The sequence below is a fragment of the Streptomyces sp. CNQ329 genome (assembly GCF_000482585.1).
Map to the genome: position 1 here is coordinate 15,068 of NZ_AXVU01000010.1, position 25,002 is coordinate 40,069.

Here is a 25,002-nt window from a genome sequence, read left to right on the forward strand (position 1 = left end):
GCGGGATCAGAAGCCGAGCGGCGCCGACCGGGCCTGCGCCACGGCCTCCTCGTCGCCCTCCAGCTCCACCTTGGCCGACTCCTGCCGCCCGGTGGCGAACAGCAGCAGCTCCGGCGGCTCCCCGGTCACCGTGACCACCGGCGCGCCCCGGTGGGCCACCGCCGTCTGCCCGTCGGGGCGGCGCAGTACCAGCCCCACGGGCGACTTGCGGCCCATCATCCGGGCGCCGCGCTCCAGGCGCTTCCACAGGGCGTCGGAGAAGACCGGGTCCAGTTCGCGCGGCGTGTAACCGGGCTGCGCGCGTCGGACGTCCTCGGCGTGGATGTAGAACTCCACGGTGTTCGCGGCCTCGTCGACCTGCTTGAGCGCGAACGGCGAGTACCGCGGGGGACCGCTGCGGATGAGCCGCACCAGTTCCTCGTACGGCTTCTGCCGGAACTCCGCCTGTACGCGCTCCAGCCGGTTCTGCAGCGGCTTGAACAACAGGCCGCCCGCCGCGTCCTGCCGGCGTTCGCGCACCACCACGTGCGCGGCCAGGTCGTGCGTCGTCCAGCCCTCGCACAGCGTCGGCGCCTCGGGCCCGGCGCCCTCCAGAAGATCGGCGAGGAGCAGCCGTTCCCGCTTCGCATGGGTCGTCATGCGGCCACCCTACGGCCGTCGGTGACCGCGGGGCACGCAACACAGCGCCGTGCCCCCGCACCCGCGGGCGGGGTTACGGCAGCGGCTGCGTCAGCTTCGGGCCGTCGGGCTCGGTGCTCAGCGTCAGCGCGCAGGAGATCTCGTCCTGGCCCTGGTCTTCGTACGTCGTCAGCGTCGGGTACAGCGCGTAGTAGAAGTAGTGCCGCCCGTCCGCCGGCATCGTCTTCAGCTTCTCCTCCGCGGCCCGCTGGCACAGCCCCAGCGCCTGGTCGTCGAGCGCGCCGCCGTCGGGGAAGTCGCCGCTGAGCAGCCGGTTGCCGATGACCTCGCCGTCGTGCGGGCCCGCGCACGGGCGGGTCTCCACCGAGTCCACGCCGGTGTCCAGCGACGGGTGGTCGAAGCACTCGCCGGTCCGCAGCACCACGTACGGGATGTGCGACTCGCCCGGCTCCCGATCCCCGCGCGCGTCCGCGGTGCCCGCCGCCGTCCCCGCGCTCTTCGTCTCCCTGCCGCCGCCGAGGCTGTCCTGCCCCGCGGGCCGGTCGGCGCTGCCCAGCGGTCGCGGGCCGCCCGCCTGCGTCCCGTCGCCGTCGTCGCCGCGCAGTGCGAGAAGAGCGGCGACCGCCAGGGCGACGAGCACGGCCGCGGCCACCGCGACGGTGACGGCGGTCTTCGGCCCGCGGTGTCCTGCGGGCGGATCCGGAGGAGGGTTGGTCATGGGCGAAGCATGCCCTATCGGCAGGATCCGGTGGACGGGAAGGGCCATCCCCGGCCCCGCGCGCCGCCTCGTCCGGCACGATGGGGTGTCCGTCCCTGTTGGCACAATGTCCCCATGACCGGCAACCGGCCCGTGCGGCCCTCCGACCTCGATCCCGCCGTCGCGGCGCGCCTGAAGCGGAACGCCGAGGGGATGCTGCCCGCCGTCGTGCAGCAGTACGACAGCGGCGAAGTGCTCATGCTCGCGTGGATGGACGACGAGGCCCTGCACCGCACGCTGACCACCGGCCGCGGCACGTACTACAGCCGCAGCCGAAAGGAGTACTGGGTCAAGGGCGAGACGTCGGGGCACGTGCAGCACGTGAAGTCGGTCGCGCTCGACTGCGACGCCGACACCGTGCTCGTCCGCGTCGACCAGGTCGGTCCCGCCTGCCACACCGGCAGCCGCACCTGCTTCGACGGCCGGGAGCTGACCGTGGGCGGCGCCGAGTGACCGCCCCCGACCGGGAGACGTTCCGCACGCTGGCCAAGGACCGCCGCGTCATCCCCGTGGTGCGCCGGCTGCTCGCCGACGGCGACACCCCGGTGGGGCTGTACCGCAAGCTCGCCGGCGAGCGTCCCGGCACGTTCCTGCTGGAGTCCGCGGAGAACGGCCGCACATGGTCGCGGTACTCGTTCGTCGGCGTGCGCAGCGCCGCGACCCTCACCGAGCGCGACGGCCGCGCCCACTGGCTCGGCACACCGCCGGTCGGCCTGCCCACGCAAGGCGACCCGCTCGCCGCTCTGCGCGCCACCGTCGAGGCCCTGCACACCCCGCGCGATCTGCACGAGGGCGCCGGCGGCCGGGACGCGCTGCCGCCGTTCACCGGCGGCATGGTCGGCTATCTCGGGTACGACGCCGTGCGACGGCTGGAGCGCATCGGCGACAGCGCTCGTGACGACCTGCGGCTGCCGGAGATGACGATGCTGCTCACCTCCGACCTCGCCGTCCTCGACCACTGGGAGGGCAGCGTGCTGCTGATCGCCAACGCGATCAACCACAACGACCTCGACACGGGCGTCGACGAGGCGTACGACGACGCGGTCGCCCGGCTCGACGCGATGACCGCCGACCTCGCCCGCCCCACGGCCGCGAGCGCGGCGCCGCTGCCGCCGTCCGCGCTGCCGGAGTACGGGGAGCTGTGGGGCGGCGCGGAGTTCCGGGCGGCGGTGGAGGACATCAAGGAGCGCATCAGGGCGGGGGAGGCGTTCCAGGTCGTGCCCTCGCAGCGGTTCGAGGCCCCGTGCGCCGCGAGCGCCCTGGACGTCTACCGCGTGCTGCGGGCCACCAACCCCAGCCCGTACATGTATCTGATCCGGCTGCCCGAGACCGGCGGCTCCGGTGCCGCGGGCGGAGGGGGCGCGTTCGACATCGTCGGCTCCAGCCCCGAGGCGCTGGTCAAGGTCGAGGACGGGCGTGCCCTGCTGCACCCCATCGCCGGGACGCGCCCGCGCGGCGCCACACCGCAGCAGGACGCCGCGCTGGCCGAGGAGTTGCTCGCCGACGAAAAGGAGCGCGCCGAGCACCTGATGCTCGTCGACCTCGGGCGCAACGACCTCGGCCGGGTCTGCGAGCCCGGCAGCGTCGAGGTCGTGGACTTCATGTCGGTCGAGCGCTACAGCCACGTCATGCACATCGTCTCCACGGTCACCGGCCGGCTCGCCCGGGGACGCACCGCGTTCGACGTGCTCACCGCCTGCTTCCCCGCCGGGACGCTGTCGGGGGCGCCGAAGCCGCGGGCGCTGCAGATCATCGAGGAACTGGAGCCCACGCGGCGCGGGCTGTACGGCGGCTGCGTCGGGTATCTGGACTTCGCCGGCGACGCGGACACCGCGATCGCGATCCGCACGGCGCTGCTGCGTGACGGCACGGCGTACGTGCAGGCGGGCGCCGGCATCGTGGCCGACTCCGACCCGGAGGCGGAGGACACCGAGTGCCGCAACAAGGCGGCGGCGGTGCTCCGCGCGGTCGCGGCGGCGGAGCACCTGTCGCGGGAGGGGCGGGAGCCGGCGGGGTAGCGGCGTGCACGGGGGCGGCGCGACGGTACGCGACGCGGCCCGCCGGGCGCGAAGGCGCGGCTCCGGCGTGCGAATCCGGCCACCCGCGCCCCCTGGCTGAACCGGGCCGGACCGGTGCGAGACACTTGCCGTGTGACAGCTACGTCCGGCTCCCGCACCCCCCTCGCGGCCGCCCTGCTCTCCGGCGCGCTCGGGGCGGCCGTGGTCCTCGTCGCCGCCGGCCGCACCTGGGCCGAGGGCGAGGCGCCCACCCCCGTCGCGGACGCCGTGCTGCCCGTGAGCGCCGGCGGCCGGGACGTCACCGGTGTGCCGTCCGCGCTGGCGATCGTCGGGCTCGCCGCGCTCGTCGCCGTCTTCGCCGTCCGCCGCACCGGGCGCACCGTGGTCGCCGCGCTGCTCACGCTCTGCGGGGCCGGCGTGATCGTCACCTCCGCCCTCGGTGCCTCCGACACCGCCGCGCTCGACGGCCAGGCCGCCGACGCCGCCGGTCTCACCGACGCCGCGGTCGACGCCGCGAGCCACACCGCCTGGCCCTGGGTGAGCCTGGCCGGCGGCGTGCTGCTGCTGTGCGCCGGGCTGCTCGCGCTGCGCTACGGCCCCGGCTGGCCGACGATGTCGGGGCGCTACGAGCGCCCCGGCGGCGCCGCCGGGGCCCGTCCGCGGCGGGCCGCCCCCGTGGACCCGGAGCGGCCCGAAGAGCTGTGGAAGGCCCTCGACCGCGGCGAGGACCCCACCCGCGAACGGTGACGGGCCCCCGTCGCCGGCCGCTTGGGCCGATCGGGGACAATGGCCGCGTCTGGTGATATGAGCGGTTGTCGTTTCAAGGAGCAGTGATGGCGCAGCACGACCACGGACACACGCCGGCCGCATGGACCGCGGTGGTCATCATCTTCATCGGGTTCTGCGTCTCGGGCGTGCTGATAGTGATGGACAAGCCCCTGCTGTTCTGGCTGAGCCTGATCATCATCCCCGTCGGCGGCGTGGTCGGCGCCGTGATGCGCGGCATGGGCCTGGGCAAGAAGCCCGTGCCTCCGGTGCGCATGGCCGGCGACTGACCCGCACTTCCCTCCGCCCCCTGCCGGAAAGTCCCGGCCGGGGGCGGCGTATCTGTACCGGAGCGGCGCGGCACCGGATGCGCCCCCGCACCGGCGCCGGGACAATCCGGGTGTGTCCGCCCGTACCGCCAGAACCGCCGCGACCGCCGTCACCGGCGCGCTCCGGCGCCTCGCGCCCCCGCTCGCCGCGCTGGCCTCTGCCGCCGCCTGCTGCGCCGTGGTCGGCGCCGTCGACCCGAACGAGCCCGGCCGCTACCCGCCCTGCCCCGTCCTCGCGTACACGGGCCTGGCCTGCCCCGGCTGCGGCGGCCTGCGCGCCACGCACGCGCTCGCCCACGGCGAGGTGACCGCGGCGCTGGGCGCCAACGCCCTCGTGGTCGCCGGCGCGGCCGTCTGCGCCATGGCGCTGCTGGGGTGGTCGCTCGCTGCCGTACGTCCCCGCACGCGCGCGCCGCGGCGCTCCCCGCCGGGAACGGGGCTGCGCGTGGGGGCGGCGCTGTTCGCGCTGGTCGCGGCGTTTACGCTGCTGCGGAACCTGCCGTTCGGGGCGGCCCTGGGGCCGTAGCGGCAGCGCGTCCGGTCCCTGGGACGGAGAAGGTCCGGATTCGGGGCTTCCGCCCCCTGCCCGATACCATCGCAGTACCCGAACAGCCGCCCGCCGGCCGCCGGTGCCCTCGCGGGCCGGCGCCGGCGCCAGCAGAAAGGGGTCCGCTCGCGTGAGTGTGCTCGACGAGATCATTGACGGCGTGCGCGAGGACCTCGCCGAGCGGCAGGCCCGGGTCGGGCTCGACGAGCTCAAGGAGCGGGCCGCCAGGGCACCCCGGGCGCGGGACGGCGTGGCCGCCCTGCGCGGTGACAGCGTCACCGTCGTCTGCGAGGTCAAGCGCTCCAGCCCGTCCAAGGGCGCGCTGGCCGCCATCGCCGACCCGGCCGCGCTCGCGGCGGACTACGAGGCGGGCGGCGCCGCCGTCATCAGCGTCCTGACCGAGCAGCGCCGCTTCGGCGGCTCGCTGGCGGATCTGGAGGCCGTCCGCGCCAAGGTGGACGTGCCGGTGCTGCGCAAGGACTTCGTCGTCACCGCCTACCAGCTCTGGGAGGCCCGGGCGTACGGTGCCGACCTGGTGCTGCTGATCGTCGCCGCGCTGGAGCAGGACGCGCTGGTCTCGCTGGTGGAGCGGGCCGAGTCGATCGGGCTCACGCCGCTGGTCGAGGTGCACGACGAGGAGGAGGCCGAGCGCGCGGTGGCCGCCGGGGCGAAGGTCATCGGGGTGAACGCGCGGAACCTCCGGACGCTTGAGGTGGACCGCGGCAACTTCGGCCGGGTGGCCCCCGAGATCCCCGGCCACATCGTCAAGATCGCCGAGTCCGGCGTGCGCGGACCCCACGACCTCATCGCGTACGCGAACGACGGCGCCGACGCCGTGCTCGTCGGCGAGTCCCTGGTCACCGGCAGGGACCCGCGTGCCGCCGTCGCCGATCTCGTCGCCGCGGGCGCCCACCCCGCGCTGCGCCACGGACGGGGCTGACCTTCCGGTGAGCCTGCGAGCGGACCGGCCGCCTCCGCCCGGCGCTCCCGCGCCGCGGCCCGCGCCGGCGGCCCTTTCCCGGCGCCCGGGCGGCGCCGTCGCGGGGGCCCGTCTGCGTGCCGCGCGCACCGGTGTCCCCGAGGCGGGCGGCGTCCTCGCCCGCGGGTGCAGGCCGCGGGGGTGCCGGGCGCCCGCGCGGCGCGTGCGCGGCCGGCGCGTGCGGTACCACATCGGGGCCGAGCCCGGGCAGATCAACGGCAGGCGATGGCAGGCGGCGTGTCCCCACGCCGTCCGTCATCCGTTCCGACCGAGGATCAGCCATGCCCACAGACTTCTTCATCCCTGACCCAGAACGCCAGGTGCCGACCGCCGAGGGTTACTTCGGCGCGTACGGCGGCAAGTTCATCCCCGAGGCGCTGCGCGCGGCCGTCGACGAGGTCGCCGTCGCGTACGAGAAGGCCAAGGGCGACGAGGCGTTCGTCGCCGAGCTGAACGACCTGCTGGCCAACTACACCGGGCGGCCGAGCCCTCTCACCGAGGTGCCGCGCTTCGCCGAACAGGCCGGCGGCGCCCGGGTCTTCCTCAAGCGCGAGGACCTCAACCACACCGGCTCGCACAAGATCAACAACGTGCTGGGCCAGGCCCTGCTCACCCGCCGCATGGGCAAGACCCGCGTCATCGCCGAGACCGGCGCCGGCCAGCACGGTGTGGCCACCGCCACCGCCTGCGCACTTCTCGGCCTGGAGTGCACCGTCTACATGGGCGAGATCGACACCGAGCGGCAGGCGCTCAACGTCGCCCGCATGCGGATCCTCGGCGCCGAGGTCATCCCGGTGAAGTCCGGCAGCCGGACGCTGAAGGACGCCATCAACGAGGCGTTCCGCGACTGGGTCGCCAACGTCGAGCACACCCACTACCTCTTCGGCACGGTCGCAGGCCCGCACCCGTTCCCCGCACTCGTCCGCGACTTCCAGCGGGTGATCGGCATCGAGGCCCGGCAGCAGTTGCTGGACCGTACGGGCCGGATGCCCGACGCGGCCGTCGCCTGCGTCGGCGGCGGCTCCAACGCCATCGGCCTCTTCCACGCCTTCCTGCCGCACCCCGCCGTGCGCCTGGTCGGCTGTGAGCCCGCCGGGCACGGCCTGACCAGCGGCGAACACGCCGCCACGCTCAGCGCCGGCGACCCCGGGATCCTGCACGGCTCCCGGTCGTACGTGCTCCAGGACGAGGACGGTCAGATCACCGAGCCGTACTCGATCTCCGCCGGCCTCGACTATCCCGGTGTCGGCCCCGAGCACGCCTATCTCAAGGACGCCGGCCGGGCTGAGTACCGGGCCGTCACCGACCACGAGGCCATGCGGGCGCTGCGGCTGCTGTCGCGCAGCGAGGGCATCATCCCGGCCATCGAGAGCGCCCACGCGCTCGCCGGTGCGCTGGAGATCGGCCGCGAGCTGGGTACCGACGGCCTGATCGTCGTGAACCTCTCCGGCCGGGGCGACAAGGACATGGACACCGCCGCCCGCCACTTCGGGCTCTACGACGCCGAGGAGGCGGACCGGTGACGGGCAACATCGCGCGGCTCGACGCCGTACTCGCCGCCGCGAAGGCGGAGGACCGGGCGGCCCTCATCGGCTACCTGCCCGCCGGCTTCCCCGACGTGGACACCGGGGTGCGGGCCATGACCGCCATGCTCGAAGGCGGCTGCGACGTCATCGAGGTCGGCCTGCCGCACAGCGACCCGGTGCTGGACGGCCCGGTGATCCAGACCGCCGACGACATCGCGCTGCGCGGCGGGCTGCGGATCAAGGACGTGATCCGTACGGTCGCCGAGGTGCAGTCCGCGACGGACGCGCCGGTGCTCTGCATGACGTACTGGAACCCCGTCGACCGCTACGGTCCCGAGCGCTTCGCCGAGGACCTGGCCGCGGCGGGGGGCGCGGGCTGCATCCTGCCCGATCTGCCCGTCGAGGAGTCGGGAGCGTGGCGGGAGGCGGCCGGCAAGCACGGCCTGGCCACGGTCTTCGTGGTCGCCCCCAGCAGCCGGGAGCAGCGGCTTTCCGAGATCACGGAGGCCGGCAGCGGCTTCGTCTACGCCGCCTCGCTGATGGGCGTCACGGGCACCCGCGAGTCCGTGGGCCGGGAGGCCCGGGACCTGGTCCGCCGCACCCGCGCCACTGAGGCGGTACGCCACGGGGGTCTGCCCGTCTGTGTGGGCCTGGGCGTCTCGACGGCCAGGCAGGCGGCCGAGGTCGCCGCGTTCGCCGACGGCGTGATCGTCGGCTCGGCGTTCGTCAAGCCGCTGCTGGACGCCGGGGACGATCGGGAGGCCGGCGTCGCGGCGGTGCGGGAGCTGGCGGGCGAGCTGGCCGAGGGGGTTCGCCGGCGGGCCTGACGGCCGCCCGCGGTCATCCACAGGGCCCTCCCCGGTGCGTACGGACATGCGATCCTTGAAGGGAGCAATCCGTGCTGCACAGGGGAGGGCCCGATGGCCGGCGAACAGCCCGGCGCCGACGACGAACCGCGGCTGCCCGAGGACATATGGGAGCGGTTCCAGAAGGACTCCCTGGGTCAGATAGAGAACACCGCGCCGAAGGAGCACTCCGCGCGGTGGTACGAGGTCACGGAGCGGCTCGCCGCCGACGACGCGCGGCGCGCGGCGGCTCCGCGCCCGCGCAGGGTGCCCCGTCCCCGGCCCCGGATGCCGCAGGCGCCCGTTCCGCGGGCCTTCACCGTGGGCTTCCTCGTCGTCTCGGTCGTCCTGGTGCTCTCCGCCGCCGCCGCGTACCTGCAGTACGGGCGGGTGTTCTGATCCGTCACCGGGCGGCGGATGCCTCGTTATAGCCGGGCGTGAGCGAGAACAACCCCCAGGGGAAGCGCAGTGCCCGGGAGCGGATGCAGGCCGAGCGCCGGCGGCAGCAGTCCAAGGACAAGCGGCGGCGCATGCTCGCCGTGCTCGCCGCCGTGGTCGGGGTGCTCGCCGTGGTCGCGGTGGTCGGCGTCCTCATCGGCCAGAACGGCGGCGACGGGGACGACACCGACGAGCCCGTCGTGTTCCCGAGGGGCGCCGTCGGCAAGGACCGGCTCGCGCTGCCCGCGGGCAAGGCCGACGCCCCGGCCACCCTCACCGTCTGGGAGGACTTCCGCTGCCCCGCGTGCGGCCAGTTCGAGGCCGGCTTCAGCAAGACGATCAACGAGCTGGAGGACGCCGGCAAGCTGCGCACCGAATACCGGCTGGTCGAGCTCATCGACGGCAACTTCGGCGGCTCCGGCTCGCTGGACGCGGCCAACGCCGCCGCCTGTGCCCAGGACGTCGGCAAGTTCGTCCCGTACCACGACGTGCTCTTCCGCAACCAGCCGCCGGAGACGGACGACGCCTTCGCCGACAAGGGACACCTGAAGGACCTGGCGGCCAAGGTCGACGGGCTGAGGGGCAAGCGCTTCGACTCCTGCGTCGACGACGGCAGGCACGACGGCTGGGTCGGCGCCTCGGACCAGGCGTTCGGCAAGTCGGGCCACAACTCCACGCCCACCGTCCTGCTGGAGGGCGAGAGCATCTTCGGCGAGGGCTCGGACCTCACCCCGGCGAGCTTCAGGCAGCTCGTCGAGGACGCCGCCAAGGACTGAACCGCCCGGGGCGCAGCGCCGTACTCGCGGAGAGTTACGGAGCCGTTGTTCCCGCGGGGCTCCCCGTGCCGCGCCGCGGCACGGTACCGTCGATGCTGCTATGGATCTCGCATACATCCCCAGCCCTTCCGAGGGCGTCTGGCACCTCGGACCGCTCCCGCTGCGCGGTTACGCCCTCGCCATCCTCCTCGGCATCTTCGCCGCCATCTGGCTCGGCGGACGCCGCTGGATCTCGCGCGGCGGCCGGCCGGGGACCGTCGCGGACATCGCCATCTGGGCCGTGCCCTTCGGCCTCGTCGGCGGTCGGCTCTACCACGTCGTCACGACGCCCGAGCCGTACTTCGGCGAGGGCGGCGACTGGGTCAAGTCGTTCGAGATCTGGGAGGGCGGCCTCGGCATCTGGGGCGCCATCGCGATGGGTGCGCTGGGAGTCTGGATCGGCTGCCGGCGGCGCGGCATCGCGATGCCGCCCTACGCCGACGCCGTCGCCCCCGGCATCGCGCTCGCGCAGGCCCTGGGCCGCTGGGGCAACTGGTTCAACCAGGAGCTGTACGGCAAGCAGACCGACGTCCCCTGGGCCGTCGAGATCGACGCGGACCACTCGGTCACCGGCGTCGCCGACACCTTCCACCCGACCTTCCTGTACGAGTCGCTGTGGTGCGTCGGCGTCGCGGTGCTGGTGATCTGGGCCGACCGGCGCTTCCGCCTCGGCCACGGCCGGGCCTTCGCGCTCTACGTCGCGGGGTACACCGCCGGCCGCGGCTGGATCGAGTACATGCGCGTCGACGAGGCGCACGAGGTCCTCGGGCTGCGGCTCAACGTCTGGACGTCGATCCTCGTCTTCGCCGCCGCGGTGGCCTACATCGTCGTGTCGGCGAAGAAGCGGCCCGGCCGCGAGGAGGTCGTGGAGCCGGGTGCGGCGGACGACGAGCCCGCGGACGGCGGCAAGGCGGAGGACGGCAGCCTGACGAAGCCGGACCGGGCCGGCGACGCCGCGGAGTCCGCGGACGCTCCGGAGCCCGTGGCAGCCGAGGCCAAGGCGGCCGGGGAGCCCCCGGCCGGAGAGCGCGGCCGGCACACGTAGCCCGCGGCGCAGCACACGCACGGCAGGGCCGTCACCGCACCCGCGGCGACGGCCCCGCCCGTGTCCGGCCCGGGTGTCCCGGCCGGATCGCCTTGGAGAGTCTGTCCGGCGGGCCGGGCGGGGAATCCGGCGACGGCGGCCCGCTTCCCGCAGGTCAGTACGGCCTGCCTTGCTGGCGGGCGTCCGGGACCGCGCGTATCGTCGAACAGAAGATCGACGAGGGGAGCGCGATCCATGTCCGCGGGGCTCCGTGCGGGCCGGCCGGCCGAGCGGCACGGCCATACCCATCGCGACGTCACCGGCGGCTGGCTGCGGCCCGCCGTCTTCGGCGCGATGGACGGTCTGGTGTCGAACCTGGCGCTGATCACCGGCGTGGCCGGCGGTTCGGTCTCGTCCGGGACCATCGCGCTGACCGGCCTCGCGGGGCTGGCGGCGGGCGCGTTCTCGATGGCCGCGGGGGAGTACACCTCGGTCGCCTCGCAGCGCGAGCTGGTCCTCGCCGAGCTGGACGTCGAGCGGCGCGAGCTGCGCCGGCACCCGGAGGACGAGGTGCGCGAGCTGAGCGATCTGTACGAGTCCCGCGGGGTGGACCCCGAGCTGGCCGCAGAGGTCTCGAAGCAGCTCATGCGGGACCCGGAGCAGGCGCTGGAGATCCACGCCCGCGAGGAGCTGGGCGTCGACCCGGGCGACCTGCCGTCGCCGACGGTGGCGGCGCTGTCGTCGTTCGGCTCGTTCGCCGTCGGCGCGCTTCTGCCGGTGCTGCCCTACCTGCTGGGTGCCACCGCCCTGTGGCCCGCGGTGCTGGTCGCGCTGGCCGGGCTCTTCGCCTGCGGCGCGGCGGTGGCGCGGATCACGGCACGGAGCTGGTGGTACAGCGGGCTGCGGCAGTTGCTGCTCGGCGGGGCCGCGGCGGCGGTGACGTACGGGCTGGGCGCGCTCTTCGGAGCCGCCGTCGGGGGCTGACGGCCGGGCTGCCGGCCCGGCTGAATCCCGTATCCTCGAAGGCGATCCCCCGGCACTTCTGATTCATTTCCGCCGCGTTTCGAACCGCACCGGCGCGGGCATGTGACGGGGACCGCGGGCAGTGCCGCCCGTGCTTCCTCCTGCACGAACCGTGCAGATCCCCCGCTCCGCGGGGCACACCCCCGACCGGGGTGTCCGGATGCTGATACGCGGTATCCGCTTCCTGAGCTGCAGGTCATCATGTAACCTGCACGAAATTTCGGCCAGGGCCAACGTCGTCCCTCGGCACGCATCACTGCCACGACGACGACGGGAGAGCCGATGCGGCACGCATCCCAGGCGGCCCGCCCTGCAGCGCAGGGGCTGTACGACCCCCGGTACGAGCACGACGCCTGCGGGGTCGGCTTCGTCGCCACGCTGAGCGGGGAGGCCAGCCACGCACTCGTCCGGCAGGCGCTGACGGTGCTGCGCAACCTGGAGCACCGCGGCGCCACCGGCTCCGACCCGGACACCGGCGACGGCGCCGGCATCCTGCTCCAGGTCCCGGACGCCTTCCTGCGTGCCGCCGTGGACTTCGCGCTGCCGGCCGCCGGTTCGTACGCCGTCGGCATGGCCTTCCTGCCCGTGGCCGAGGACGAGGCCGCCGCCGTACGGGAGCGGATCGAGGCCATCGCCGCCGAGGAGGGCCTGGCCGTACTCGGCTGGCGCGAGGTGCCCGTGGCGCCCGAGCTGCTCGGCGCCGGCGCCCGCGCCACCATGCCGTCGTTCGCCCAGCTCTTCGTCGAGAGCGCCGACCCGGCAGCCCGCAGGAGCGGCATCGAGCTGGACCGGTCCGCGTTCGTGCTGCGCAAGCGCGCCGAGCGCGAGACCGACGTGTACTTCCCCTCGCTGTCCTCGCGCACCCTGGTCTACAAGGGCATGCTGACCACCGGGCAGCTTGAACCGTTCTTCCCCGACCTGTCGGACCGCCGGCTGGCCACCGCCATCGGCGTCGTGCACTCCCGGTTCTCCACCAACACCTTCCCGAGCTGGCCGCTGGCCCACCCGTACCGCTACATCGCGCACAACGGCGAGATCAACACGGTCATGGGCAACCGCAACTGGATGCGCGCGCGCGAGTCCCAGCTCTCCTCGGAGCTGTTCGGCGCGCACGACCTGGAGCGGGTCTTCCCCATCTGCACGCCCGACGCCTCCGACACCGCCTCCTTCGACGAGGTGCTGGAGCTGCTGCACCTGGGCGGCCGGTCGCTGCCGCACGCGATGCTGATGATGATCCCGGAGGCGTGGGAGAACCACGAGTCCATGGACCCGGCCCGGCGCGCGTTCTACCAGTACCACTCGACGGTCATGGAGCCGTGGGACGGCCCGGCGGGCGTCAGCTTCACCGACGGCACCCTCGTCGGGGCCGTCCTGGACCGCAACGGCCTGCGCCCCGGCCGCTACTGGGTCACCGACGACGGCCTGGTCGTGCTCGCCTCGGAGGTCGGCGTGCTCGACATCGACCCCGGCCGCGTCGTGCGCAAGGGCCGGCTGCAGCCCGGCCGGATGTTCCTGGTCGACACCGCGAAGCACCGCATCGTCGAGGACGACGAGATCAAGGCGGAGCTGGCCGCCGAGCACCCCTACGGGGACTGGCTGGACGCCGGCATCGTCGCGCTGCACGACCTGCCCGAGCGCGAGCACATCGTGCACACCCACGCCTCGGTCACCCGCCGCCAGCAGACCTTCGGCTACACCGAGGAGGAGCTGCGCGTCCTGCTCGCGCCCATGGCGCGCACCGGCGCGGAGCCGATCGGCTCGATGGGCTCCGACACCCCGCTCGCCGGGCTCTCGGACCGGCCGCGGCTGATCTTCGACTACTTCACCCAGCTCTTCGCGCAGGTCACCAACCCGCCGCTGGACGCGATCCGCGAGGAGCTGGTCACCTCGCTGCACTCGGCGCTCGGCCCGCAGGCCAACCTGCTCGAACCCACGCCCGCGTCCTGTCGCACCGTGACGCTGCCCTTCCCCGTCCTGGACAACGACGAGCTGGCCAAGCTCATCCACGTCAACGCCGACGGCGACATGCCGGGCTTCAAGTCCGTGACGCTCTCCGGCCTGTACCGCGTGCACGGCGGCGGTCAGGCGCTGGCCGACCGGCTGGCGGAGATCTGCGCCGAGGTCGACGCGGCGATCGACTCCGGCGCCCGGCTGCTGGTCCTCTCCGACCGGCACTCCGACGCCGAGCACGCGCCGATCCCGTCGCTGCTGCTCACCTCGGCCGTCCACCACCACCTGATCCGCACCAAGCAGCGCACCCAGGTCGGCCTGCTGGTCGAGGCCGGCGACGTGCGCGAGGTGCACCACGTCGCCCTGCTCATCGGGTACGGGGCCGCCGCCGTCAACCCGTACCTGGCGATGGAGTCGGTCGAGGACCTGGTCCGCGCCGGGACGTATCTCCAGGCAGGCCCGGACGGCGACTCGCAGACCGCCATCCGCAACCTGATCAAGGCGCTGGGCAAGGGCGTGCTGAAGGTCATGTCCAAGATGGGCATCTCCACCGTCGCCTCGTACCGCGGCGCGCAGGTCTTCGAGGCCATCGGCCTGGACCAGGAGTTCGTGGACACGTACTTCCACGGCACCACCTCGAAGATCGGCGGCGCCGGCATCGACGTCATCGCCCGGGAGGTCGCCGCCCGGCACGCCCGGGCGTACCCCGCCACGGGCACCGCCTCGGCGCACCGCAACCTGGAGATCGGCGGCGAGTACCAGTGGCGCCGCGAGGGCGAGCCGCACCTGTTCGACCCGGACACGGTCTTCCGGCTGCAGCACTCCACCCGCACCCGCCGCTACGACATCTTCAAGCAGTACACGCGGCGCGTGGACGAGCAGTCCGAGCGGCTGATGACGCTGCGCGGACTGTTCCGGCTGGCATCCGACCGTCCGGCGGTGCCGCTGGAGGAGGTCGAGCCCGCCGCCGAGATCGTCAAGCGGTTCTCCACCGGCGCCATGTCGTACGGCTCCATCTCGCGGGAGGCGCACGAGACCCTGGCCATCGCGATGAACCGGCTCGGTGGGAAGTCCAACACCGGCGAGGGCGGCGAGGACGCCGACCGGCTGTACGACCCGCGGCGGCGCTCGGCGATCAAGCAGGTCGCCTCCGGCCGCTTCGGCGTCACCAGCGAGTACCTGGTCAACGCCGACGACATCCAGATCAAGATGGCGCAGGGTGCGAAGCCCGGCGAGGGCGGGCAACTGCCCGGCCACAAGGTGTACCCGTGGGTGGCCAGGACCCGGCACTCCACGCCCGGCGTCGGCCTCATCTCGCCGCCGCCGCACCACGACATCTACTCGATCGAGGACCTGGCCCAGCTCATCCACGACCTGAAGAACGCCAACCCGCAGGCCCGCATCCACGTGAAGCTGGTCAGCGAGGTCGGCGTCGGGACGGTCGCGGCCGGGGTGTCCAAGGCGCACTCCGACGTGGTGCTGATCTCCGGCCACGACGGCGGCACCGGCGCCTCCCCGCTGACGTCGCTGAAGCACGCCGGCGGCCCCTGGGAGCTGGGTCTCGCCGAGACCCAGCAGACGCTGCTGCTCAACGGGCTGCGCGACCGTATCGTCGTGCAGACCGACGGCCAGCTCAAGACCGGCCGCGACGTGGTCGTCGCGGCGCTGCTGGGCGCCGAGGAGTTCGGCTTCGCGACGGCGCCGCTGGTGGTCTCCGGCTGCGTGATGATGCGCGTGTGCCACCTGGACACCTGCCCGGTCGGCATCGCCACCCAGAACCCGGTGCTGCGCGAGCGCTACACCGGCCAGGCCGACCACGTCGTCAACTTCTTCGAGTTCATCGCCGAGGAGGTCCGCGAGCTCCTGGCCGAGCTGGGCTTCCGCAGCGTGGCGGAGGCCGTCGGCCACGCCGAGATGCTGGACATCACCCGCGCCGTCGACCACTGGAAGGCGCAGGGCCTGGACCTGGCGCCGCTGCTGTACGTCCCGGAGCTGCCGGACGGCGCCGCGCGCTACCAGATCACCGGCCAGGACCACGGCCTGGAGAAGGCGCTCGACAACGAGCTGATCAAGCTCGCCGCGGACGCGCTGGCCGCACCGTCCGCCGCCGAGGCCCATCCCGTACGGGCCCGGGTGGCGATCCGCAACATCAACCGCACGGTCGGCACCATGCTCGGCCACGAGGTGACGAAGCGTTTCGGCGGCGACGGCCTGCCCGACGACGCGATCGACATCACCTTCACCGGCTCCGCCGGCCAGTCGTTCGGCGCCTTCGTGCCGCGGGGCGTCACGCTGCGGCTGGAGGGCGACGCCAACGACTACGTCGGCAAGGGCCTGTCCGGCGGCCGGCTCGTGGTCCGCCCCGACCGCGGCGCGGAGCACCTCGCCGAGTACAGCGTCATCGCGGGCAACACCCTCGCGTACGGCGCCACGGGCGGCGAGATCTTCCTGCGCGGCAAGGTCGGCGAGCGGTTCTGCGTCCGCAACTCCGGCGCACTCGTCGTCGCCGAGGGCGTCGGTGACCACGGATGCGAGTACATGACCGGCGGGCAGGCCGTCGTGCTGGGCGAGACCGGGCGCAACTTCGCGGCCGGCATGTCCGGCGGCGTCGCGTACGTCGTCGACCTCGACCCCGACAACGTCAACAAGGACAACCTCACCGCCGTCGAGGAGCTCGACGACGCCGACCGGGAATGGCTGCACGACGTGGTGCGCCGCCACCACGAGGAGACCGGCTCGACGGTCGCGGGGAAGCTGCTCGCCGAGTGGGACGCCCCCGACGCCGGCGTCTCCCGGTTCAGCAAGGTCTACCCGTCCACGTACAAGGCAGTGCTCACCGCCAAGGACGCCGCTGAGCGGGCCGGCCTCACCGAGGCCCAGACGCACGAGAAGATGATGGAGGCTGCGCTCCATGGCTGACCCCAAGGGCTTCCTGACCACCGGCCGCGAGGTCGCCGAGACCCGGCCCGTCGCCGAACGGGTCAAGGACTGGAACGAGGTCTACGTCCCGGGCTCTCTGCTGCCCGTCATCAGCAAGCAGGCCGGGCGCTGCATGGACTGCGGCATCCCCTTCTGCCACAGCGGCTGCCCGCTGGGCAACCTCATCCCCGAGTGGAACGACTACGCCTACCGCGAGGACTGGACCGCCGCCATCGAGCGGCTGCACGCGACCAACAACTTCCCGGAGTTCACGGGGCGGCTGTGCCCGGCGCCGTGCGAGACGGCCTGTGTGCTGGGCATCAACCAGCCGGCGGTGACCATCAAGAACGTCGAGGTCACCATCATCGACAAGGCGTGGGAGGCGGGTGCCGTCACGCCGCAGCCGCCGGAGCGGCTGTCGGGCAAGACGGTCGCCGTCATCGGCTCGGGACCCGCGGGGCTGGCCGCCGCGCAGCAGTTGACCCGGGCCGGGCACACGGTCGCGGTCTACGAGCGGGCCGACCGGATCGGCGGGCTGCTGCGGTACGGCATCCCCGAGTTCAAGATGGAGAAGCGGCACATCAACCGGCGCGTCGAGCAGATGCGGGCGGAGGGCACCAAGTTCCGTACGGGCGTGGAGATCGGCCGCGACATCGACGCCGCCAAGCTGCGCAAGCGCTACGACGCCGTCGTCATCGCCGCCGGCGCCACCACCGCGCGCGACCTGCCGGTGCCGGGCCGCGAACTGGGCGGCATCCACCAGGCGATGGAGTACCTGCCGCTGGCCAACAAGGTGCAGGAGGGCGACTACGTCACGCCGCCGATCTCCGCCGAGGGCAAGCACGTCGTGGTCATCGGCGGCGGCGACACCGGCGCCGACTGCGTCGGCACCGCGCGCCGGCAGGGTGCGGCGTCCGTGACCCAGTTGGAGATCATGCCGCGGCCGTCGGAGGAGCGCCCCGAGGGCCAGCCGTGGCCGGTCTACCCGATGACGTACAAGGTCACCTCCGCCCACGAGGAGGGCTGCGAGCGCGTCTACGCCGTCTCGACCACCCGCTTCGAGGGTGACGAGCAGGGCAACGTGGCCTTCCTGCACCTGGTCGAGGTGCGGTTCGAGGACGGCGGCTTCAAGCCCGTGCCCCGCACCGAGCAGAAGATCCCGGCCGAGCTGGTCACCCTCGCGATGGGCTTCACCGGCGTGGACCGGGAGAACGGTCTGGTCGGCCAACTCGGCCTGGAGCTGGACGCCCGCGGCAACGTGGCCCGCGACGCGGACTACGCCACCAGCGTCCCCGGCGTCTTCGTCGCCGGGGACGCCGGGCGCGGCCAGTCGCTGATCGTCTGGGCGATCGCCGAGGGCCGTTCCGCGGCGCGCGGCGTGGACCGTATGCTGACGGGCGCCAGTGACCTGCCGGCGCCGATCAGGCCGACGGACCGGGCACTGGCGGTCTGACGCGCCGGCTTCACCGCACGACGACGTCACGTCCCTGGAATGTCCCGTACAACGAGGTACGGAACAGCAAGACCCGCGGCGCCCGCCTCTCCCCGACCGTTGAGGCGGGCGCTTCGGTGTGACCGGCGGGGCGCGGTGGGGCCGAGGGGCGGGCGGGGCCACCGGGGTTGATGCGGTCTGGTGCGACCGGGGAGTTACGGATACCTTCCGGGAAGGTGCGCCGTCATCCAACTCCCGTTTGTCTCCCAGGAGCCCACATGCTCAGACGTCGCTGGACGGCACCACTGCTGCTCACCGCAGCACTCGCCCTGTTCGCCCCCCTCACGGCCGCCGCCGCCCCCGAACCGACCGTCACCGGTGCGGGGCAGGCCGCCGAAGTCCCGCTGGAGGAGCTGGCGGTGACCACCACCCAGGTGGCCTCCGGCCTGCGCCGGCCCATCGACATCGCCGCGCCGGACGACGGCAGCGGCCGGCTGTTCATCGCCGAGAAGCGCGGCACCGTCCGCGCGTACCACCCGGACACGGGCCTCGCCCCGGATTTCGTCGCCGACCTCACCGACGTCATCGACGAGTCCGGCAACGAGCGCGGGCTGCTCTCCATCCTCCCCGACCCCGCCTTCCCCGAGGTGCAGGACCTGTACGTCGTCTACAGCGCGCTGCCCGACGGCGCGATCACCCTCGCCCGCTACGGGCTCGACGACGGCGGCCTGGAGGTGCTGCTCTCCCAGGAGCACGCCGAATACAACAACCACAACGGCGGCACCATCGCCTTCGGCCCTGACGGCTATCTGTACTGGACCATCGGCGACGGCGGCGGCTCCGGCGACCCGTTCGACACCGGCCAGCGCCTCGACACCCTTCTGGGCAAGATCCTGCGGATCGACGTCAGCAGGACCTGCGGCGACCTGCCGTACTGCGTGCCGGAGGACAACCCGTTCACCGACACGCCGGACGCCCGCCCGGAGATCTGGGCGTACGGGCTGCGCAACGCCTGGCGGTTCTCCTTCGACCCCGCGGACGGTTCGCTGTGGATCGGCGACGTCGGCCAGGGCCGCTGGGAGGAGATCAACCACGTCGCCCGTTCGGAGCAGGCCGGCGCGAACTTCGGCTGGTCCTGCCGCGAGGGCCTGCAGGTCTTCGACGAGGCCCAGTGCGCCGCGGGCGCGGAGTACACCGACCCCGTCTTCACCTACTCCCCGCACACCGGCGGCTGCGCCGTCATGGGCGGCCGGGTCTACCACGGGGAGCAGTACGCCGACCTGCTCGGTGGCACGTACATCGGCACCGACTACTGCTCCTCGGCCATCTGGGCGCTGCGCGAGGACGGCGAGGGCGGCTACCGGCAGGCGGAGATCGGCCAGTTCCCCACCCAGGTCACGGACGTCGGCGAGACGGTCGACGGCGAGTTCTACGTCGTCAACGACCTGCCGGGCGGGCTGCACAAGGTCGCCTTCGAGCGGCAGCAGCCGACCTGCCGTATCGACATCGCGCCGATGACCTGGGGCGAGGGCCTGAAGGTGGACCTGACGCTGACCAACACCGGCGACACGCCGGTCGACGGCTGGACGCTGACGTTCCCGCTCGCGATCGGGCAGACCGTCATCTCGGACTGGAACACCGACCTCGTCCAGAGAGGGGACATGATCACGGCGGCCAACTCCTCGCACAACGCGGTGATCGAGCCGGGGGAGAGTGTCGCGTTGGGCTATCTGGCGAGCCACACGGGTGACATTTCACCGCCGAAGCGCGCCATGCTCAACGGCGACGCCTGCACGCTGACCGCGGCCGGCGCCGCCGCAGACTGACGACGTCGCAGGTAGCAAGCGCTTCCATGCACGCCCCCGGTCACGCGCCGGGGGCGTGCGCCATGAAAATGGCGATGATAGTTTCGGCTGCACAGCGCGCAACGCCAATGGTCGGACATGTGTCGGGTGGACGCTTCCGCGACGGCTCAGACAACGGTTCGGCATCACCTCGAAGCCACCCTTGACCCTGGTTAAACCACTCCATACCGTCCTGCTGGTCTAGACAAGTTCAGGTTCGGCTCACTGAGGAGCGGGAGCGGTTCATGCGGAAGTTCGTCATCGGCGCCGTGAGCGCCGCAATGGTGCTGGGGCTCGCTGCCTGTGGCAGCGACTCCGACGATGGGGACGGCGGCGGCGACGCACTGGACGGCAAGGGCAAGACCCTCGACGTCTGGATCATGAAGGGGACCAACCCCGACGCCAAGCCGTTCTTCGACAAGCTGAATGCGGAATTCGAGAAGAAGACCGGCGCCAAGGTCAACATCGAGGAACAGCAGTGGGAGAGCGCCCAGCGTAAGTTCACCACTGCGATCGAAGGCGGCCCGGACCAGGTGCCGGACGTCGCCGAGGTCGGTACGACCTGGGTGCCGCAGTTCGCCGAGACCGGCGGCCTGGTGGACGTCACCGACGAGGTGAAGGAGGCCGGGCTCGACCAGGACCTGGTCGAGGGTCTGAAGGACGCGGGCACCCTGGACGGCAAGCAGTACGGCATGCCCTGGTACGCGGGCGTCCGCGGCCTCGTCTACCGCAAGGACATCTTCGACAAGCACGGCCTGAAGCCCCCGACGACCTGGGAAGAGCTTCGCGATGTCGCGCTCACCCTGAAGAAGGAGGAGCCGGACATGATCCCGTTCCCCGTCGCCGGCGGGGCCGAGATGTTCGCGATGCCCTTCGTCTGGGGCGCGGGCGGCGAGCCGGCCGTGCAGGAGGGCGACGCCTGGAAGTCCGCCATCAACTCGCCGGAGTCCGTCGAGGGCCTGCAGTTCTACACCGACCTGGCGACGAAGGACGGCCTGTCCCCGGCGAAGGTCACCACCTGGCGGGAGGACGAGGTGGCCCAGGAGTTCACCAAGGGGAACGTCGCCATGACGATCTCCGGCAACTGGACCCCCAAGGCCTTCCTCGACGAGGCCCCCGAGCTGAAGGGCAAGCTCGCCGCCGCGCCGATCCCCGGCAAGGACGGCGGCATGAGCCCGTCGTTCCTCGGCGGTTCCTACCTGTCGACCTTCGACAGCGACAAGAAGGAGCTGGCCTGGGAGTACGTCAAGATGGCCACCACCGGCAAGTTCGCCGCCGAGTGGGCCAAGCAGACGAACTACTTCCCCGGCACCAACACCGAGCTGAAGAAGATCGCCGCGGAGGGCGACCCGCTGGTCGAGCCGTTCGCCAAGCAGATGCTGGAGGCCGGCGCGACCGTTCCGAAGACCTCCGCCTACGGCGAGATCCAGGCCAGCCAGGTGGTGCTGAAGCTGGTGCAGTCCGTCCTCAAGGGCGACCGGAGCGTCCAGGAGGCCGCCGACAAGGCCGCCGGCGAGATGGACGACATCTTCGCCAAGTCCGAGTAGACCCGGGTTTCGTACAAGGACACGGAAAGACACCGTGAAGGAATCGCTCACCGCCGGCGCCGCGCTGGTTCCTCCCGCACAGGAACCGTCGCGGCCCGGCCGCGCCTCCGCCGACGCCGCGCGCCGCCGCAAGCGGCTGGTGACCGTGACCCGGCCGTGGCTGCTGCTGGCACCCTCCCTCCTGGTGCTCGCCGGTCTGCTGCTGTGGCCGCTGGTCGAGGTCGGCAAGCTGTCCCTGCAGGAGTACGAGGTCAAGTTCGGCGGCGGCGTCGGCACCTGGACCGGCTTCGACAACTACACCGCCCTGCTCTCCAACGAGCTGCTGTGGCGCACGGTCCTGCCGAACACGGCGTTCTTCGCGTTCGCCTGCGTCATCCTCACCGTGGGGTTCGGCACCCTCGTCGCGCTGCTGCTGAACCGGCTGGGCACCGTATGGCGGGTGATCTGCTCCACCGCGATCATGGCCGCCTGGGCGATGCCGGCGGTCACCGGCACCTACGTCTGGGTGTGGCTCTTCGCGCCGGAGGACGGGCTGATGAGCCGGGTCGCCGGCGGGCTCGGGCTCATCGACCCCGAGACCACCAACTGGTTCACCGAGCGGCTCGGCTTCTACGCCATCGCCACCCTGAACGTCATCCACCACGGCTTCCCCTTCGTCGCCATCACCGTGCTCGCGGGCCTGATGACCGTGCCGAAGGAGCTGTACGAGGCGGGGATGATCGACGGTGCGAGCGGCTGGCAGCGGTTCTGGCGCATCACCGTGCCGGCGCTGCGGCCGATCTTCCTGGTCGTGACCATCCTCTCGACCATCTGGGACTTCAAGGTCTTCACCCAGATCTTCCTCATGCCCGGCGGCAGCGGAAGCAACGAGGACGTCATGAACCTCGGCGTGTACTCCTACATCGAGGCTTTCGCCAAGAACGACTACGGGGCCGGCGCCGCCGCGGCCGTGATGCTCACGCTGCTGCTCATCGCCATCACCCTCGTCTACATCCGCACGCTCTTCCGGCAGGGGGAGGAGGACCTGTGAAGCGCACCTCGATCGCCTCGCGCGTCGGCCTGCCGGCCGCCGTCGCGGGACTGCTGATCTTCACCCTCTTCCCCGTGTACTGGATGATGAGCACGGCGCTGGACCCGCGGGCCTCCTCGCGCGGTTCGGACCTCCTGCCGAGCGGCGTGTCGTTCGAGCACTTCAGCCGGGTGTGGAACGAGGGCGACTTCGACCGTTACCTGCTGAACTCGGCGATCGTCGGCCTCGGCACCATCCTGGCCGCCGCCGCGCTGTCGCTCTTCGCGGCCGTGGCCGTGGCGCGCTTCCGGTTCCGGTTCCGCACCTCCGTGCTGATCATGATCCTGATCGTGCAGATGGTGCCGCTGGAGGCGCTGGTCATCCCGCTCTTCCTGCAGATGCGCGACTACGAGATGCTCAACAGCCTCCTCGGGCTGACGATCGTCTACATCGCGCTGTCGCTGCCGTTCGCGATCTGGACGCTGCGCGGGTTCGTCGCCACCGTCCCGAAGGAGGTCGAGGAGGCGGCGTACATCGACGGCTGCACCTGGCCGCGGATGTTCTGGTCGGTGCTGCTGCCGCTGGTGGCGCCCGGGCTGGTGGCCACGAGCGTGTTCGCGTTCATCACGGCCTGGAACGAGTTCGTCTTCGCGTACACGTTCATGAAGGACAGTGACAAGTACACGGCGGCCGTCGGGATCTACCAGTTCTTCGGCGAGAACGACACCGCGTGGGGCCCCGTGATGGCCAGTTCCACGCTGATCACCCTGCCGGTGCTGATCTTCTTCGTGATCGTGCAGCGGCGGCTGGCCTCCGGGCTGGCGGCCGGGGCGATCAAGGGCTGAGACCGCGGCACGTGCGGGCCTGCGGGCCGGTCACGTGTCGCACTCCAGCACCTCCTTGCACAGCCCGCAGCGCGCATGTACGTGGCCGCGCACCGGTACCCGGATGCGCTGGTGGCAGACGGGGCACGGGAACGACACCCGCAGCGGGGGGCCGTCCTCGAAGGCGTACTCGTCGCCGGGGACGGCCGTCGTCGTCAGCCCGCCGCCGCCCGCCCGCGCGAACATCTCCCGTGCCCGCCTGCGGTCCCGCGCGTAGCGGTGCCGCCCCAGCCGCCCGCTCGCCGTCAGCGGCGGGCGCCGGGCGTCCCGGCGGGCCAGGTCCATGCCGGCGGTGTACGCCTCGTACGCCTGCGGGCTGGTGAACCAGACCTCGGGGCTCTCGCCGAAGGCGAGGGCACGCTTGGCGACGACGTAGCCGAACTCCTCGGGCGTCAGATAGCCGAACCGCTGCAAGGCGCCGCCGCCCTCCCGGAACGCGTCCAGGAGCAGCCAGCCGGCCCCGAGATAGGCGGTCGCGGTGTCGGTGAGGATCTCGTTCTCCCCGGTGTCGGGGAAGGACAGCCCGAGGCGGTCCAGGCAGACGTGCATCACCTCGTGCGCCAGCGCCCCGCCGATGTCCCGGCGGTGCTCGCGGAAGCGCGGGTTCAGCTCGATGAAGTACTCCGGGCCCTCGGCCAGTTCCACGACCGCGGCCTCCGGCACGTCCCGGAAGCTCACGATCATGCGCGCGTCCGGCAGCCGGAGGTGCTGGACCAGCGCGTGCGCCACGCGCTGGACGCCGAGGTGCAGATCCTCGCCGGCGTCCAGGGCCACGTCCGCCGGGGAGACGCTGACGGCGAAGTCGGCGTGCAGGACCTCTGGGGTGAACCGCCGGTACAGCGCCGTCAGGGCCGACCGCACCGTCCGCAGATGCGGAAAACCGTGCACGACCTTGCTCACGCTCTCCACCGGCGCCCCCAGGGTTCCGACTCCCGCCCACTGTACGGGCCCGCGCCCCTCCGCCCCGGGCGACGTATCGTGACGCGCATGAGTCCGAACATCGCCACCAACACCCGGGTCGACCTCGCCGGGCTGCTCGATTTCGTACGGCCCCGGCACCGGGCCCTGCTGCTCACCCGGCGGGCCGACGGCTCGCCGCAGGCGTCGCCGCTGACCTGCGGAGTGGACGACGCGGGGCGCATCGTGGTGTCGACCTACCCCGAGCGGGCCAAGACGCGCAACGCGCGGCGCGATCCGCGGGTCGGGATCGTGGTGCTCTCCGACGAGTGGAACGGGCCGTGGGTGCAGGTCGACGGCACGGCGGAGGTGATCGACGCGACGGCGGACGTGGAGCCGTTCGTGGAGTACTTCCGCAACATCGCGGGGGAGCACCCCGACTGGGACGAATACCGCGAGGCCATGGTCCAGCAGGGGAAGTCGCTGATCCGGATCACACCGGAGCGGTGGGGCCCGGTGGCCACCGGGGGCTTTCCCGCCCGGCTGGCGGAGGGGTCGTAGGCGCGGTCCACGCCGGGACGGCGGTCCCGGGCGCGGGCGGAGCACCGGTGCTCCGCCCGCTGCGACCGACTCCGGCGGCAGCACGTCGCCGGTGCGTCGAGCAGGAAGCCGTCGCCGTCCACCGTGCACTCGGGCGCCCGATTTCCGTCTTTCGCCGCCGATTGCCGGGCACCTGCTCTCACCCCCTGGCCACCCGCCCGTCCATGGACAAAGATCGACGGTGCCGGGACTCGGCGCCGGGACCCCGGGTCCGG

At 72.6% G+C, this 25,002-nt stretch carries 23 protein-coding genes; 20 read left to right on the forward strand and 3 right to left on the reverse strand.

The window, feature by feature from the left end; all coding sequences use genetic code 11:
• Positions 1 to 6 precede the first annotated feature (6 nt).
• Both I003_RS0109050 and I003_RS0109055 read right to left on the reverse strand, forming a co-directional pair.
• Complete coding sequence (locus I003_RS0109050) at positions 7 to 639, reverse strand: TIGR03085 family metal-binding protein (protein ID WP_027771237.1); 633 nt, start codon at positions 637 to 639, stop codon at positions 7 to 9.
• Positions 640 to 712: 73 nt separating this feature from the next.
• Entirely contained in the window at positions 713 to 1,357 is a 645-nt protein-coding gene (locus tag I003_RS0109055) for a hypothetical protein (RefSeq protein ID WP_027771238.1), read from the reverse strand.
• Between the two features lie 114 nt (positions 1,358 to 1,471).
• Here I003_RS0109055 and hisI point away from each other — a divergent pair, with 114 nt between their 5' ends.
• The 19 genes from hisI (at position 1,472) to I003_RS0109145 (ending at position 23,251) form a co-directional block, all read left to right on the forward strand.
• Positions 1,472 to 1,849, forward strand: a complete 378-nt coding sequence (gene hisI / locus I003_RS0109060) for a phosphoribosyl-AMP cyclohydrolase (RefSeq protein WP_027771239.1) — start codon at positions 1,472 to 1,474, stop codon at positions 1,847 to 1,849.
• The gene (locus tag I003_RS0109065) at positions 1,846 to 3,414 is read left to right on the forward strand and encodes an anthranilate synthase component I (protein ID WP_027771240.1); all 1,569 of its coding nucleotides are present in this window, start codon (positions 1,846 to 1,848) and stop codon (positions 3,412 to 3,414) included. The genes hisI and I003_RS0109065 overlap by 4 nt, the downstream gene beginning before the upstream one ends.
• A gap of 132 nt (positions 3,415 to 3,546) precedes the next feature.
• Positions 3,547 to 4,161 (forward strand): TIGR02234 family membrane protein, encoded by a 615-nt coding sequence (locus I003_RS0109070; RefSeq protein WP_027771241.1) that lies wholly within the window; start codon positions 3,547 to 3,549, stop codon positions 4,159 to 4,161.
• 86 nt (positions 4,162 to 4,247) lie between these two features.
• Positions 4,248 to 4,469, forward strand: coding sequence for an HGxxPAAW family protein (locus I003_RS0109075; RefSeq protein ID WP_027771242.1), 222 nt, complete (start codon positions 4,248 to 4,250; stop codon positions 4,467 to 4,469).
• Between the two features lie 112 nt (positions 4,470 to 4,581).
• Positions 4,582 to 5,034, forward strand: coding sequence for a DUF2752 domain-containing protein (locus I003_RS0109080; RefSeq protein ID WP_027771243.1), 453 nt, complete (start codon positions 4,582 to 4,584; stop codon positions 5,032 to 5,034).
• A gap of 151 nt (positions 5,035 to 5,185) precedes the next feature.
• A complete protein-coding gene (trpC, locus tag I003_RS0109085) occupies positions 5,186 to 5,995 on the forward strand; it encodes an indole-3-glycerol phosphate synthase TrpC (protein ID WP_027771244.1) in 810 nt (269 codons plus the stop codon).
• 112 nt (positions 5,996 to 6,107) lie between these two features.
• Positions 6,108 to 6,341 carry a tryptophan biosynthesis modulator TrpM gene (trpM, locus tag I003_RS36785; protein ID WP_078563849.1) on the forward strand — a complete coding sequence of 78 codons (234 nt, stop codon included), beginning with the start codon at positions 6,108 to 6,110 and terminating at the stop codon, positions 6,339 to 6,341.
• The gene (trpB, locus tag I003_RS0109090) at positions 6,316 to 7,557 is read left to right on the forward strand and encodes a tryptophan synthase subunit beta (RefSeq protein WP_027771245.1); all 1,242 of its coding nucleotides are present in this window, start codon (positions 6,316 to 6,318) and stop codon (positions 7,555 to 7,557) included. Before trpM ends, trpB begins: the two co-directional genes overlap by 26 nt.
• Positions 7,554 to 8,387, forward strand: a complete 834-nt coding sequence (trpA, locus tag I003_RS0109095) for a tryptophan synthase subunit alpha (RefSeq protein ID WP_027771246.1) — start codon at positions 7,554 to 7,556, stop codon at positions 8,385 to 8,387. The genes trpB and trpA overlap by 4 nt, the downstream gene beginning before the upstream one ends.
• Positions 8,388 to 8,480: 93 nt before the next feature.
• Positions 8,481 to 8,804 carry a hypothetical protein gene (locus I003_RS0109100; protein WP_027771247.1) on the forward strand — a complete coding sequence of 108 codons (324 nt, stop codon included), beginning with the start codon at positions 8,481 to 8,483 and terminating at the stop codon, positions 8,802 to 8,804.
• A 38-nt stretch (positions 8,805 to 8,842) separates the two neighbouring features.
• Entirely contained in the window at positions 8,843 to 9,619 is a 777-nt protein-coding gene (locus tag I003_RS0109105) for a thioredoxin domain-containing protein (RefSeq protein WP_027771248.1), read from the forward strand.
• A gap of 100 nt (positions 9,620 to 9,719) precedes the next feature.
• Positions 9,720 to 10,703 carry a prolipoprotein diacylglyceryl transferase gene (gene lgt, locus I003_RS0109110; protein ID WP_027771249.1) on the forward strand — a complete coding sequence of 328 codons (984 nt, stop codon included), beginning with the start codon at positions 9,720 to 9,722 and terminating at the stop codon, positions 10,701 to 10,703.
• Positions 10,704 to 10,937: 234 nt separating this feature from the next.
• Positions 10,938 to 11,666, forward strand: coding sequence for a VIT1/CCC1 transporter family protein (locus I003_RS0109115; protein WP_027771250.1), 729 nt, complete (start codon positions 10,938 to 10,940; stop codon positions 11,664 to 11,666).
• Positions 11,667 to 11,987: 321 nt separating this feature from the next.
• Entirely contained in the window at positions 11,988 to 16,574 is a 4,587-nt protein-coding gene (gltB, locus tag I003_RS0109120; RefSeq protein WP_027771251.1) for a glutamate synthase large subunit, read from the forward strand.
• The gene (locus tag I003_RS0109125; RefSeq protein ID WP_027771252.1) at positions 16,567 to 18,027 is read left to right on the forward strand and encodes a glutamate synthase subunit beta; all 1,461 of its coding nucleotides are present in this window, start codon (positions 16,567 to 16,569) and stop codon (positions 18,025 to 18,027) included. Before gltB ends, I003_RS0109125 begins: the two co-directional genes overlap by 8 nt.
• A gap of 257 nt (positions 18,028 to 18,284) precedes the next feature.
• Positions 18,285 to 19,832: a PQQ-dependent sugar dehydrogenase gene (locus I003_RS0109130; RefSeq protein WP_027771253.1), complete on the forward strand. Its 1,548-nt coding sequence runs from the start codon at positions 18,285 to 18,287 to the stop codon at positions 19,830 to 19,832.
• Between the two features lie 263 nt (positions 19,833 to 20,095).
• A complete protein-coding gene (locus I003_RS0109135; RefSeq protein ID WP_027771254.1) occupies positions 20,096 to 21,397 on the forward strand; it encodes a sugar ABC transporter substrate-binding protein in 1,302 nt (433 codons plus the stop codon).
• A gap of 34 nt (positions 21,398 to 21,431) precedes the next feature.
• Positions 21,432 to 22,427 carry a carbohydrate ABC transporter permease gene (locus tag I003_RS0109140; RefSeq protein WP_027771255.1) on the forward strand — a complete coding sequence of 332 codons (996 nt, stop codon included), beginning with the start codon at positions 21,432 to 21,434 and terminating at the stop codon, positions 22,425 to 22,427.
• Positions 22,424 to 23,251: a carbohydrate ABC transporter permease gene (locus I003_RS0109145; RefSeq protein ID WP_027771256.1), complete on the forward strand. Its 828-nt coding sequence runs from the start codon at positions 22,424 to 22,426 to the stop codon at positions 23,249 to 23,251. The genes I003_RS0109140 and I003_RS0109145 overlap by 4 nt, the downstream gene beginning before the upstream one ends.
• A 30-nt stretch (positions 23,252 to 23,281) precedes the next feature.
• Here the strand turns inward: I003_RS0109145 and I003_RS0109150 are convergent, their stop codons facing one another.
• The gene (locus I003_RS0109150; RefSeq protein WP_027771257.1) at positions 23,282 to 24,199 is read right to left on the reverse strand and encodes a hypothetical protein; all 918 of its coding nucleotides are present in this window, start codon (positions 24,197 to 24,199) and stop codon (positions 23,282 to 23,284) included.
• 78 nt (positions 24,200 to 24,277) lie between these two features.
• Between I003_RS0109150 and I003_RS0109155 the strand changes: the two genes are divergently transcribed.
• Positions 24,278 to 24,748 (forward strand): PPOX class F420-dependent oxidoreductase, encoded by a 471-nt coding sequence (locus tag I003_RS0109155; RefSeq protein WP_027771258.1) that lies wholly within the window; start codon positions 24,278 to 24,280, stop codon positions 24,746 to 24,748.
• Positions 24,749 to 25,002 lie beyond the last annotated feature (254 nt).

Excerpts from the sequence above, each read along its gene's own strand:
- I003_RS0109050 (WP_027771237.1), bottom strand. The coding sequence starts at position 639 with ATGACGACCCATGCGAAGCGGGAACGGCTGCTCCTCGCCGATCTTCTG.
- I003_RS0109055 (WP_027771238.1), bottom strand. The coding sequence starts at position 1,357 with ATGACCAACCCTCCTCCGGATCCGCCCGCAGGACACCGCGGGCCGAAG.
- hisI (WP_027771239.1), top strand. The coding sequence starts at position 1,472 with ATGACCGGCAACCGGCCCGTGCGGCCCTCCGACCTCGATCCCGCCGTC.
- I003_RS0109075 (WP_027771242.1), top strand. The coding sequence starts at position 4,248 with ATGGCGCAGCACGACCACGGACACACGCCGGCCGCATGGACCGCGGTG.
- trpB (WP_027771245.1), top strand. The coding sequence starts at position 6,316 with ATGCCCACAGACTTCTTCATCCCTGACCCAGAACGCCAGGTGCCGACC.
- I003_RS0109100 (WP_027771247.1), top strand. The coding sequence starts at position 8,481 with ATGGCCGGCGAACAGCCCGGCGCCGACGACGAACCGCGGCTGCCCGAG.
- lgt (WP_027771249.1), top strand. The coding sequence starts at position 9,720 with ATGGATCTCGCATACATCCCCAGCCCTTCCGAGGGCGTCTGGCACCTC.
- I003_RS0109115 (WP_027771250.1), top strand. The coding sequence starts at position 10,938 with ATGTCCGCGGGGCTCCGTGCGGGCCGGCCGGCCGAGCGGCACGGCCAT.
- gltB (WP_027771251.1), top strand. The coding sequence starts at position 11,988 with ATGCGGCACGCATCCCAGGCGGCCCGCCCTGCAGCGCAGGGGCTGTAC.
- I003_RS0109125 (WP_027771252.1), top strand. The coding sequence starts at position 16,567 with ATGGCTGACCCCAAGGGCTTCCTGACCACCGGCCGCGAGGTCGCCGAG.
- I003_RS0109130 (WP_027771253.1), top strand. The coding sequence starts at position 18,285 with ATGCTCAGACGTCGCTGGACGGCACCACTGCTGCTCACCGCAGCACTC.
- I003_RS0109135 (WP_027771254.1), top strand. The coding sequence starts at position 20,096 with ATGCGGAAGTTCGTCATCGGCGCCGTGAGCGCCGCAATGGTGCTGGGG.
- I003_RS0109155 (WP_027771258.1), top strand. The coding sequence starts at position 24,278 with ATGAGTCCGAACATCGCCACCAACACCCGGGTCGACCTCGCCGGGCTG.